The organism is Flavobacterium adhaerens (assembly GCF_040045115.1).
Taxonomy (GTDB): domain Bacteria; phylum Bacteroidota; class Bacteroidia; order Flavobacteriales; family Flavobacteriaceae; genus Flavobacterium; species Flavobacterium adhaerens.
The window spans coordinates 182,883-195,099 of record NZ_JBDLZX010000008.1 but is presented as its reverse complement, the minus strand read 5'-3'; the positions used below and the strand labels follow the sequence as shown (position 1 = coordinate 195,099).

The following is a 12,217-nucleotide window of genomic DNA, read 5'->3' as shown; positions in this document are numbered from 1 at the left end:
TAAAAAACAATTCTATGTTTACAATTGAGCAAATAAAAGAAGTGCATTCTAAAGTTAAGTCTGGAGCAGATTTCCCAAACTATATCCAAAACTTAGTCATTTTAGGAGTAAAAGGATATGATACTTTTGTAAATGATGGGCACGTACAATATTATGGGGTTAATAATTATAGTGTTACTTCTGATGAAAAATACAATACTATAGAAATTGCTCCCACCGCCAATAAAGAACGATTTATAGAATTTTTAGTAATGCATCAAGAGGGACAAACTGATTATCTAACCTTTTGTAATCATTCTGGGCAATGTGGAATTGCAAAATGGCGTGTTGACATAATCGAAATGACCTGTACCTATTTTGATACAGCAGAAAATGAAATTTTAATTGAAAAAATACCCGTTTAAAATTAAAAAATAAAAGGTGGTCGTTGTGACCACCTTTTGTTTACTCTCAATTTATCTGAATTAAACCAAATCGAATCGATCCAAATTCATAACTTTTGTCCATGCAGCAACGAAATCTTCAATGAATTTATTTTTTGCATCATAACTACCGTACACTTCGGCAAGCGCACGTAATTCAGAATTCGAACCAAAAATAAGATCTACACGAGTTCCAGTCCATTTCAATTCTCCTGTTTTCCTATCTGTTCCTTCAAATACCTCATTTGAATAAGCAGAAGCCTTCCAAGTAGTACCAAAATCAAGTAAATTCACAAAGAAATCATTTGTTAGTACCTCTGGTGTTGCTGTAAAGATACCATTTTTAGACTGGTCAGCATTTATATTCAAAACACGTAAACCACCAACAAGAACAGTCAATTCAGGTGCTGTCAGAGTTAATAGTTGCGCTTTATCAATTAACATTTCTTCAGCTGAAATCGTATATTGAGTCTTCATATAATTTCTAAATCCATCTGCTTCAGGTTCAAGTACTGCAAAAGAATCAACATCTGTTTGCTCTGCTGACGCATCTCCTCTGCCTGGAGCAAAAGGAACATTCACTTTATGTCCAGCTTTGTCAGCTGCTATTTCAATACCTACATTTCCAGCCAAAACAATTAAATCAGCAAGCGAAACTTGTTTTCCTCCTTGATTAAATTCAGCTTGAATTCCTTCAAGAACGCTTAAAACAGAAGCTAATTGAGTTGGATTATTAACAGCCCAATCTTTTTGAGGAGCTAAACGAATACGAGCACCATTGGCTCCACCACGTTTATCTGAACCTCTAAAAGTAGATGCCGATGCCCAAGCAGTCGAAACTAATTGTGATATTGACAGTCCAGAAGCTGCAATTTTATTTTTTAAAATGGTAATATCTTGATCATCAATCAATGTATAATCAGGCTTCGGAATTGGATCTTGCCAAATCAATTCTTCTTTTGGCACTTCTGAACCAAGATAGCGAACAATTGGTCCCATATCACGATGTGTCAATTTAAACCAAGCACGAGCAAAAGCATCAGCAAAAGCATCTGGATTTTCATGAAACTTTCTAGCTATTGGCTCATAAATAGGATCTACCTTCAAAGCGAGATCCGAAGTAAGCATAGTTGGCGCATGACGTTTAGAAGGATTATGTGCATCTGGAACAGAATCTGCTCCCATTCCATGTTTGGGTTTCCATTGATGTGCTCCAGCAGGACTTTTGGTCAATTCCCAATCATAACCAAAAAGATTCCAAAAATAATTATTACTCCATTTAGCAGGTGTAGTTGTCCAAGCACCTTCAAGTCCACTACTAATAGTATATTCACCGTTACCTGTTCCAAAAGTATTTTTCCAACCCAAACCTTGCTCTTCTATACCTGCTGCTGCTGGTTCAGCGCCAACATATTCATTAGGGTCGGCAGCACCGTGAGTTTTACCAAAAGTATGCCCTCCCGCAATCAAAGCAACAGTTTCTTCATCATTCATCGCCATACGACCAAAAGTTTCTCTGATATCACGCGCAGAGGCAAGCGGATCAGGATTCCCATTTGGCCCTTCTGGGTTTACGTAAATCAAACCCATTTGAACAGCCGCCAACGGATTTTCCAATTCACGATCTCCTGAATAACGATTATCGTCTAACCATTTTCCTTCGGATCCCCAATAAATATCTTCTGCAGGCTCCCAAACATCGGTACGACCTCCTGCAAATCCAAAAGTTTTAAATCCCATTGATTCTAATGCACAATTTCCGGTAAGTATCATCAAATCAGCCCACGAAATTTTATTACCATACTTTTGCTTAATTGGCCATAACAACAAACGAGCCTTATCAAGATTCACATTATCAGGCCAACTATTAAGTGGTGCAAACCTTTGTGTACCAAAACCAGCACCTCCACGACCGTCTGCAATACGGTACGTTCCTGCACTGTGCCATGCCATTCGTATAAAGAAAGGGCCGTAATGACCGTAATCTGCTGGCCACCAATCTTGGGAGTCGGTCATTAAATCGTAAAGATCTTTTTTGAGTGCAGCCAAATCAAGGCTTTTGAAAGCTTCAGAATAATTAAAATCTTCACCCATAGGATTAGACAAAGAAGAGTTTTGTCTTAGAATCCCTAATTTTAACTGATTGGGCCACCAGTCATTGTTTCTCGTACCCGAACCTGCACTTTGTTTTGCATTCGCTCCTGAAAACGGACATTTACCTGTCCCACTTGTTGCTCCATTGTGATTTGTGTTATTTTCCATAAAATTTTGATTTTTAAAGTATTGACACGAATTTATTAAAATACATCTTATCCAAATATCTTTTTCGATAGATAAAAACTATACTTAAAATTAAAAAAACTTTAATCGAATTAATAATTTCGATAAACCAAATCGAAAAAATCCTTAACCACACTAAGTTAAACAAAAGATTCGAAATTCATCTTTTTTAAACATAAATCTTAATGAATAATCAATTGAGATAGGTAAAGGATTATATCGCAAACTTTCCAGAAGAAACTCAAATCTTTCAAGCGACTTCATAAAAGTAAAATTGACTACTAATATGAATAAAATAATACCCTATCTTGTTTTAGATCAATCAGGAAAAAGCGTTTTATCAGGTCAATTATCAAGTGAAACAGCTGTAGTAGATATTTCAAAATTATTCGAAGGAATCTATTTAAAAAAAATCAACAATGAAAAACTACATACTTATAAAATAATTTAAAAAAAATAAGTAGTACTTCTATTTATTTCCCTTTCAAAGACAATTAGATAGTAACATTTCAGGTTATTTGAGCAAAATCCGTAAGCAACACAGACCGTTTGAAACGCTATAAAACAAAAGCCCACTCATCCATATAATAAGTAGGTTTATTCATTATTAAAGGGTTACAAAAACAATTATTCATACAATTATTACAATTCACATCTATTATTATTAATAATCATTCTATTTAAGAAAAAAAAACAAAATTAAGTATTAAAATTAAGTATTTATACGTATGTTTGCGTAGTAATACTTAATTAACAGATTATGATCAATGTAATAGTAGTCGGAAACGGCATGGTAGGTTATAAATTTTGCGAGAAATTCGTTTCGAAATCTGGGCAAGAAAATTATCAAATTACAGTATTTGGAGAAGAATCTAGACGCGCTTACGATAGAGTTCACCTTAGTGAATACTTTGCAGGTAAAAGCGCTGATGATCTGTCATTATCAACGACAGAATGGTATCAAGAAAACAATATTAAATTAAACACTTCGGAGTTAATCGTAAACATCAACAAAGAAGAAAAAACAATAAGCACACACTTAGGCAAATCATATCAGTATGATTACTTAGTTTTAGCAACAGGTTCAGCTGCCTTCGTTCCTCCAATCCAAGGGGTAGAAAAAGAAGGTGTATTTGTGTACAGAACCATAGAAGATCTCGATGCGATCATGGCTTACGCAAAGAAAATCAAATCAAACGGTTCAACAGAAGCTGCCGTATTAGGTGGTGGATTATTAGGTCTAGAGGCTGCCAAAGCTGTTCGCGACCTAGGTCTAAATGCACATGTGGTAGAATTTGCTCCACGCTTAATGCCAAGACAATTAGATCAAAGTGCAAGTAATATGCTTCAATCCAAAATCGAGGAGCTCAATATCGGAATCCATCTAAACAAAGCCACACAATATATTGATGGTGAAGAAAGCATAAAGGGAATGATGTTTGCCAATGATGAGTTGTTAAAGGTTGATATGTTGGTTATATCTGCAGGAATCAAACCTCGAGATGAACTAGCTAGAGTTGCAGGACTTGAAGTTGGCGTAAGAGGCGGGATTGTAGTAAACAATCAAATGCTAACATCTGACCCTTATATATACGCAATTGGTGAAGCAGCTTTATACAACGGAATGATATACGGTCTAGTAGCTCCAGGTTACGAAATGGCCGATGTTGCTGCAGAACAAATCCTTAAAGGAGATAAAACGATGAGAGAAACCATCGATATGTCCACTCAATTAAAATTAATTGGAGTTGAAGTTGCGAGTTTTGGTGATCCATTTATTGAAAATGAAAATGTTACTGCTATCGTTTACGAAAATAAATTCAGCGGTATCTATAAAAGAATCAATGTTACCAAAGATGGCAAACAACTTTTAGGAGGAATTCTTGTTGGTGACTCATCAGACTACAATGGGTTATTCCAAATTTACATCAACTCGATGGCATTACCAGAAAACCCAGAGGATTTAATTTTAGGTTCAAGAGGTGGTGAAGGGTCTCCATTAGGAAGTGCCTCTGATTTACCAGATACTGCCGTAATCTGTTCTTGTGAAAATGTAACCAAAGGTTCTATTTGTTGTTCATTAATTGACGGAACCGCAAACACCTTTGATGATGTTGTAAAATTAACCAAAGCAACAACGGGTTGTGGCGGATGTAAACCAATGGTCAGCGATATTGTAAAAGCTACCCAAAAATCTTTAGGAAAAGAAGTTAAAGAAAGTATTTGCGAACATTTTAACTATACCAGACAAGAGTTATTTGATATTGTAAAAATCAACAAATACACTAATTATTACGAAGTAATAGATCACCACGGTAATGGCGATGGATGTGAAGTTTGCAAACCAGTAGTAGCTTCTATTTTCTCAAGTATCTATAATGATACTGCCAACAAACATGTTACCACACAAGACACAAACGACAGATTTTTAGGAAACATTCAAAGAAACGGAACTTATTCTGTAGTACCTAGAATGGCTGGTGGAGAGATTACTCCAGAAAAACTGATCGTTATTGGAGAAGTAGCCAAACAATTTGACTTATACACCAAAATAACTGGAGCACAACGCCTTGACCTATTCGGAGCTCAATTAAACGATTTACCAGCCATTTGGAAAATATTAATCGAGAATGGTTTTGAAACTGGTCACGCTTACGGAAAATCACTAAGAGCTGTAAAAAGCTGTGTTGGTAACGCATGGTGCCGTTACGGTATGGATGATAGCGTTGGTTTTGCTATCGAATTAGAAAACCGTTACAAAGGAATTCGTGCACCTCATAAAATTAAAGGAGGAGTTTCGGCTTGTATCAGAGAATGTGCCGAAGCTAGAGGAAAAGATTTCGGATTGATAGCTGTAGAAGGTGGATGGAATCTTTACATCTGCGGAAATGGCGGAGCAAATCCTAAGCATGCAGTTCTGTTAGCAGAAGCTATAAACAAAGAAACTGTACTTAAATATATGGATCGTTTCTTAATGTATTACATCAGAACTGCTGGTCCTTTGGTACGTACCTCAACTTGGTTAGAAAAACTAGAAGGTGGTCTGGATTACCTAAAAGAAGTTATCATTTTTGACCGAATCGGAATTTGCGAAACATTAGATTCTGAAATGGCTGCACTCATCAACAGTTATGAATGCGAATGGAATCAAGTGCTTGAAAAACCAAGATTAATGAAACGTTTCAATCACTTCGTCAATACTGACGAAAGAGATGACAATCTTGAATATGTAGAAATGAGAGATCAAAAAATGCCTAGACCTTGGTAAAATCAATTTCCTATTAGATAAAAAAATATAAAAACAACTTTTCCGCATCTTGGCTCTGCCAATCCTCATGGTGGGGCTGAGATCTGAAAACAAAACTAAACGTCATGGAAGAATTATTAAGCCGATATGAAACCGTAAATGTAAGTGCCGTAAAAACCTGGTTCAAAGCGGGTAACATCAAAGACTTCCCAAGTAACAGAGGCGGTTGCATCAAATACAAAAACAAGCAAATTGCCATTTTTAACTTTGAACGAAGAAATGAATGGTACGCTTGTCAAAATGCCTGTCCTCACAAAATGGAAATGGTATTATCTAGAGGAATGACTGGATCTACAGACGGAGTTCCAAAAATCGCCTGTCCGATGCACAAAAAAACATTTTCATTGGTTGACGGAACCAATTTAAATGGAGACGATCATTTAAAAATTGCAACTTATCCCGTAAAAATTGAAGGCGACGAAGTATTCGTTGGGTTTCTAGATTAATGTACGTATCTTTGAAATAAGCATATCAATATGAAATACTAGTTTAGTATTGGGATTTACTCAACTCACAACCTAATACTAAATTAGTAAATACCCATGAATTTATACTTTTTCAAATGAAAACTATCCCTTTTTTAAATGCCAGCGCATGGATTGATGCCGAAAATGAAGCCGATCCAAATAACGAAGTTTACCAAGAAATAACCTATCCAAAAGAGTTATTATATTCAGACAGAATGTATGAAAGACTGATGAACTTCGAACCAAATGCCTCCGAAGCTGTCCAAATTGCCGCCAAAGCCCAACATATTTGCCGTTGGAAAGTAGCTAGAGAATCCTATCCAATGGATCGTGTTGGCTATTTAAAATGGAGAGAAGATCTAAAAAAATTCCACTCCAAAACCACAGCCGAAATCTTAAAAAAAGCTGGTTATGATGATACATTCATCGACCGAGTTTCTTTTTTGATTGAAAAAAAATTACTCAAAAAAGACGAAGAAACACAACTATTAGAGGATGTCATCTGCCTTGTTTTCTTAGAATTCTATTTGGAACCATTCGTACACAAACACGATGAAGAGAAACTAAAAAACATCATTCTGAAAACTTGGAATAAAATGTCCGAAAAAGGGCATCAAGAAGCTCTAAAAATAAACTATACTCCAGAAAATCTCCAATTGATAAAAGACGCTTTAGCATTATAAAAATCAATTCTACGATTTGCATTTATAGTTTAACTAAAAAATTAACAACAAAAAATCGTTAGTTTTGATAACACTAAACAATCCGATTAATTGATGTTACTTTTAGTATATGAAAAAAAAATCCAAAATTTCATTTGATAAAATTTCATTTAACAAATTAAGGCGAATGTATCTGTTCGCCTTAGTTACTATTGCAATAACAGTAGTCTTAAGTCAATTCCTTATCCAATATAATCTTTACAGACAACTTGGCGATTCTAAAATCATCAATACATCTGGTAAGCAAAGAATGTTGAGCCAAAAATTGACAAAAGAAATCCTGGTACTTACTTATATAACAGATACTCTTCAAAAAAAAGAACAAATCGATAAAATAAAAAAAACAATTTCTTTATGGAAATCCAACCATAATCTATTAGTAAATGGTAATGAACAACTAGGTTTTCCAAAAGAAAAAAACAAAATTCTCGAACAATATTTTGAGAAAATCGAACCAAACTTTGACACCATCATCAAGGTTACCAATACTTTTTTAGAGAATAAAAGTCAAAATAAAAACGAAGAAAACTACCTAAAACTAATTCAATCCTTACTCGACAATGAAGCTCTTTTTCTAGCCGAAATGAATCAGATTGTTAGCGAGTACGATGACGAGGCACTAGAAAAAGTAACACAACAAAGACTAACCGAGTACCTCTTACTCGGCTTTACCCTATTGGTTTTACTAATGGAGTTTGTATTCATTTTTAAACCAACCACCCGAAAAATTGAAGCTCTTATTCATACTTTATTATCTTCTGAAAAAAAAGCATTAAAACTTGCCCAAAACACCGAAATCATTAGCGAAGCCAAAGAAAACTCTGTCAAAGAATTAAAATCGCTAAACTACGCAATGGAAAACACCCTACTCTATTGCCGTATTGCACCCGATGGAACAATCATTCATATCGGAGAAAAATTTTCAAAACTGCTACAATACAACCCCTTTCAATCAGAATCAAAATTTAGCGCCGTAATGACAGCCATCGAAAACGAGCAACAATCTATCGATCGCATCATACAAGAAAATCACCGAAGAGGCTGGCAAGGAGAATTAAACATCACAACCCGTTCAGAGCAATCTATTTGGTTAGATTTATCTATGATTCCCGTTACTATAAAAAAAGACGAATCCGAACTTTTAATCATTTGTTTCGAAATCACAGAACGCAAAAAAGCTCTACAAGAAGTAGAACGATTAAACACAATCAACATTACAAACAAATTAAACCAACAAAAAATAATTTCTAGCAAAATTGTTGAAAACCAAGAAAACGAACAAAACAGAATTGCCCGCGAAATCCACGACGGCATCGGACAAATGCTAACTGGACTAAAATTTAGCCTCGAAAGCATAAACTTAGAAGATCCCGAAAAAGCAGCCATAAAAATAGACTATCTAAAAAAATTATCCCTAGATATTATAAAAGGAGTGCGAACCGCAACTTTCAACCTAATGCCTCCTGAATTGAGCGATCACGGAATCAGTTCAGCCTTATCAAAACTCACACAAGAACTTTCCAAACTTACTGGCAAGAACATATTATTTTACAATAAAACCGATTTTAATGTCCGATTAGATTCCTTAATAGAAGTTAATATTTATAGATTGACACAAGAAGCAATCAATAATGCCATAAAATACGCCGACTCGACCCATATTATCGTACAACTTTCGCACAGTACAACCCTACTAAGCATCATCATAGACGATAACGGTAAAGGATTTGATATTAATGCAGTTGAGAAAAAAAGAAATAGCGAATCCGGAATGGGACTTCTATTTATGAAAGAACGAATCCAATATATCAATGGCCGAATTTTCTTCAATTCTATTCCAAATGAAGGAACCAGAATCACATTCAATATTCCCATTTAAAAAAATACTTAGAAATCAATTTTCAGTATCGACAAAAAAATTAAAAATATAATTTGGGCGTGCCCCAGTTGCAAAAAGTGCTTACCAATCAGCCCGGCTACACAGCCCTTTTTGCAACTGGGTCAGGCTATCCGCACTACGTTGGTAGTTTGCTTCTATCCTTCACGCAAAAAGCAGACAAAACACATTTAAATTTTAATTTTTAAAATAATACGTATATTAGCATCAAAATTAGATGAATCTACTTAAGAGTAGAAATGATTAATTAAGTATATTATGAGTGATACAATTAAAGTAGTTCTTACAGACGATCACGTTTTTGTAAGAGACGGTATAAAATCATTATTAGAAAACGAAACCAATATAAATGTTGTAGGGGAAGCTACAGATGGCATTGAAGCATTGAAAATTGTAGAAGAAATAAAACCAGACTTATTAATTCTAGATATACGAATGCCAAATCTCACTGGAATTGAAGTAGTCGAGCAATTGAGAAGCAAAGGCAATTACGTCAAAATTATTATGCTCTCCATGCACGAATCTGAAGAATACGTATTAAAATCTATTCAAGCAGGTGCCGATGGTTATTTACTTAAAGGTTCAAGTAAAGAAGAATTCCTAAAAGCCGTTCAAACTGTTTCGAATGGTGGAAAATATTTTAGTGGAGACATCTCTTCAATCTTAATTGGACAATTAACCAATCCTTCTCTAAATACAGAACCCAAACAACAGCTAGCCGAAGAACAACTAATTACCAAAAGAGAAAAAGAAATTTTAAAACTCTTACTTAGCGGAAAAGGCAATAAAGAAATTGCCGAAGCTCTTGACATCAGCAAACGAACTGCCGAAGTACATCGTTTTAATTTGATGAAAAAACTAAAAGTAAAAAACTTAATGGAACTTTCTAATAAAGCTACAGAATATTCTCTTTTGTAATACCTATCTACAACTCAATACAAACTACGTATTTTTATTTAAAAAAATAAGTACAAATACTTAATTATTTTTAAAAAGCTGCGAAAACGCAGCTTTTTTGCGTTTCATACTACTTAGTTTTGTATAAAAACAATAAGTATTATGTCAACAACAAATTCTCTTTCATTATCGCACCGCATTTTATTTCTAAATACTTTAGCATTCACGGTGTGTTTCGCCTGTTGGACTCTCAATGGAGTTCTTGTAACTTACTTAGTAGATAACGGAATCTTCAAATGGGACGTAGTTCAAGTTGGATGGCTATTAGGAATTCCAATCTTAACTGGTTCTGTAATGCGTTTGCCATTAGGAATCTTGACCGACAAATATGGAGGAAAATATGTTTTCTCACTTTTACTTCTTCTTTGTTCCATTCCATTATTCCTATTACCATTTGCCGATAGCTTTTTTATGTTTGCTTTATTAAGCTTTTTATTCGGAATGGTAGGAACTAGTTTTGCAGTTGGAATTGGTTTTACCTCTATTTGGTATCCAAAAGAATGGCAAGGAAGAGCATTAGGAATCTTCGGAATGGGAAATGCAGGGGCTGCTATTACAACATTCCTTGCTCCATCATTACTAAATCAGTTTTCAGCAGATGATCCTCAAAACGGCTGGAAAACACTTCCGATTTTGTACGGAATTGCATTGTTAATCATCGGAATTGTTTTTTTGCTATTCACCAAAAATAAAAAAACAGATAATCAACCCAAAAGTATTTCCGAAAGACTAACCTCTTTAAAAAGCACTAGAGTTTGGAGATTTGGAGCGTATTATTTCTTGGTCTTTGGGTGTTTTGTAGCTTACTCGCAATGGTTACTTCCAAACTTTATGAATGTTTACCAAACCAGTTTGGTTATGGGCGGAATGTTTGCCACCATGTTTAGTTTACCATCTGGTGTAATCCGTGCCTTTGGTGGTTACCTATCCGATAAATACGGCGCAAGAAAAGTAATGTATTGGGTATTGGGTTCCTCTGTAATTTTAAGCGCAATGCTTATGATTCCTAAAATGGATATAAAAACAGCTGGGCCCGGAATTATGGCTACCAAAAAAGGGACAATCACAGCAGTTTCCAATTCTCTTATAAAAGTAGGCGACAAAGAATATCCAATCATCACGAAAGTAGAAAAAACCATCGAAAACAGTATTTTCCCTACACGCAATAGCTGGCAAGAGGTTGTTGTTATCGAGAATCAAGAAATAAACAAAAAAGAATTACTTGCAAAAGGAGTTACTGCAATTCATTTTAGCGCCAATATGTGGGTATATCTGATTCTTGTAATTCTAATTGGAATTTCATGGGGAATTGGTAAAGCAGCTGTTTACAAACATATCCCTGAATATTTTCCAACCGAAGTGGGCGTAGTTGGCGGAATGGTTGGAATGATAGGTGGACTTGGAGGATTCTTTTGCCCAATTATTTTTGGATACTTATTAAACTCAACCGGATTTTGGTCTAGCTCCTGGATATTTATCTTATTGTTTTCTATCATCTGTCTAGTTTGGATGCACATAACAGTTACCAAAATGATGAATGAAAGACAACCAGTATTATCCAAAGAAATTGACAGAAAATAATATTTTCTTTTTTTAATTACTTATAGTACTGCTCTTCAAATTTAAGATTTGAAGAGCAGTTTTTAGTTTTTACCCTAAAGATTACTCTTTAGTTAATTGTTCATCAGAATCCGAAACTTTTGCAGAAATTTTACCTTTTCTCCCATCATCTTCATCTTCTTGAGCATCACTCGTCTCAACAACATCAGCAGCAATTTTTCCTTTACGTATATCTCCTTCTTCAGCTGTGGTTTGAGTACTAATCATATCATCATCATTGGTACAACTAGTCATTAAAACACAAGCCAACAAAACAAAAAATAAACCATAATACTTTTTCATAATAAATATTTTTAATTAGTTAAAAAACAGGTAGTTAACAATTTGAAACCAAAATAAAATTTTGATTCCAAACACGGTAAAAACAAATATATAAATAAAACAATTACAAAATGATGTAAGTATTTATTTTATTATATAACACATCATTTTCAATTTAACTTTCTAAAATTAGAAAAAAACTAAAACCATTACTCAAAACAAACAACAAGTTGATGTTAAATAAAAAAACTCATTCAAAAACACAAAATAAAAATTATACAAAG

10 protein-coding genes are annotated in these 12,217 nt (G+C 34.5%); 8 read left to right on the top strand and 2 right to left on the bottom strand.

The genetic code is table 11. From position 1 onward, the window contains the following. Window positions 1–14: 14 nt before the first annotated feature. On the top strand, window positions 15–404 hold the full coding sequence (locus tag ABEB18_RS12850) for a DUF1398 domain-containing protein (RefSeq protein ID WP_348799708.1): 390 nt from the start codon (window positions 15–17) through the stop codon (window positions 402–404). A 60-nt stretch (window positions 405–464) separates the two neighbouring features. Here ABEB18_RS12850 and katG read toward each other — a convergent pair whose 3' ends face one another. Beyond that, window positions 465–2,684, bottom strand: a complete 2,220-nt coding sequence (gene katG, locus ABEB18_RS12845; protein WP_348799707.1) for a catalase/peroxidase HPI — start codon at window positions 2,682–2,684, stop codon at window positions 465–467. Between the two features lie 214 nt (window positions 2,685–2,898). Between katG and ABEB18_RS17515 the strand changes: the two genes are divergently transcribed. From ABEB18_RS17515 to ABEB18_RS12810, 7 genes are all read left to right on the top strand, one after another. Further along, complete coding sequence (locus tag ABEB18_RS17515) at window positions 2,899–3,153, top strand: T9SS type A sorting domain-containing protein (RefSeq protein ID WP_498371373.1); 255 nt, start codon at window positions 2,899–2,901, stop codon at window positions 3,151–3,153. Window positions 3,154–3,462: 309 nt separating this feature from the next. Then, a complete protein-coding gene (nirB, locus tag ABEB18_RS12835) occupies window positions 3,463–5,970 on the top strand; it encodes a nitrite reductase large subunit NirB (RefSeq protein WP_348799705.1) in 2,508 nt (835 codons plus the stop codon). Between the two features lie 104 nt (window positions 5,971–6,074). Further along, on the top strand, window positions 6,075–6,455 hold the full coding sequence (nirD, locus tag ABEB18_RS12830; protein ID WP_348799704.1) for a nitrite reductase small subunit NirD: 381 nt from the start codon (window positions 6,075–6,077) through the stop codon (window positions 6,453–6,455). A 116-nt stretch (window positions 6,456–6,571) separates the two neighbouring features. Beyond that, window positions 6,572–7,159, top strand: a complete 588-nt coding sequence (locus ABEB18_RS12825; RefSeq protein WP_348799703.1) for a DUF4202 domain-containing protein — start codon at window positions 6,572–6,574, stop codon at window positions 7,157–7,159. Between the two features lie 166 nt (window positions 7,160–7,325). Continuing rightward, window positions 7,326–9,077 carry a sensor histidine kinase gene (locus ABEB18_RS12820; RefSeq protein ID WP_348799702.1) on the top strand — a complete coding sequence of 584 codons (1,752 nt, stop codon included), beginning with the start codon at window positions 7,326–7,328 and terminating at the stop codon, window positions 9,075–9,077. A gap of 276 nt (window positions 9,078–9,353) precedes the next feature. Next, window positions 9,354–10,013 carry a response regulator gene (locus tag ABEB18_RS12815; protein WP_348799701.1) on the top strand — a complete coding sequence of 220 codons (660 nt, stop codon included), beginning with the start codon at window positions 9,354–9,356 and terminating at the stop codon, window positions 10,011–10,013. A gap of 141 nt (window positions 10,014–10,154) precedes the next feature. Continuing rightward, a complete protein-coding gene (locus ABEB18_RS12810) occupies window positions 10,155–11,633 on the top strand; it encodes an MFS transporter (RefSeq protein WP_348799700.1) in 1,479 nt (492 codons plus the stop codon). Between the two features lie 81 nt (window positions 11,634–11,714). Here the strand turns inward: ABEB18_RS12810 and ABEB18_RS12805 are convergent, their stop codons facing one another. Then, window positions 11,715–11,954, bottom strand: coding sequence for a hypothetical protein (locus ABEB18_RS12805; protein WP_348799699.1), 240 nt, complete (start codon window positions 11,952–11,954; stop codon window positions 11,715–11,717). Window positions 11,955–12,217 lie beyond the last annotated feature (263 nt).

What these genes read in the sequence shown, in the direction of transcription:
- katG (WP_348799707.1), bottom strand. Translation starts at nt 2,684, where the DNA reads ATGGAAAATAACACAAATCACAATGGAGCAACAAGTGGGACAGGTAAA.
- nirD (WP_348799704.1), top strand. Translation starts at nt 6,075, where the DNA reads ATGGAAGAATTATTAAGCCGATATGAAACCGTAAATGTAAGTGCCGTA.
- ABEB18_RS12825 (WP_348799703.1), top strand. Translation starts at nt 6,572, where the DNA reads ATGAAAACTATCCCTTTTTTAAATGCCAGCGCATGGATTGATGCCGAA.
- ABEB18_RS12850 (WP_348799708.1), top strand. Translation starts at nt 15, where the DNA reads ATGTTTACAATTGAGCAAATAAAAGAAGTGCATTCTAAAGTTAAGTCT.
- nirB (WP_348799705.1), top strand. Translation starts at nt 3,463, where the DNA reads ATGATCAATGTAATAGTAGTCGGAAACGGCATGGTAGGTTATAAATTT.
- ABEB18_RS12820 (WP_348799702.1), top strand. Translation starts at nt 7,326, where the DNA reads ATGTATCTGTTCGCCTTAGTTACTATTGCAATAACAGTAGTCTTAAGT.
- ABEB18_RS12815 (WP_348799701.1), top strand. Translation starts at nt 9,354, where the DNA reads ATGAGTGATACAATTAAAGTAGTTCTTACAGACGATCACGTTTTTGTA.
- ABEB18_RS12810 (WP_348799700.1), top strand. Translation starts at nt 10,155, where the DNA reads ATGTCAACAACAAATTCTCTTTCATTATCGCACCGCATTTTATTTCTA.
- ABEB18_RS12805 (WP_348799699.1), bottom strand. Translation starts at nt 11,954, where the DNA reads ATGAAAAAGTATTATGGTTTATTTTTTGTTTTGTTGGCTTGTGTTTTA.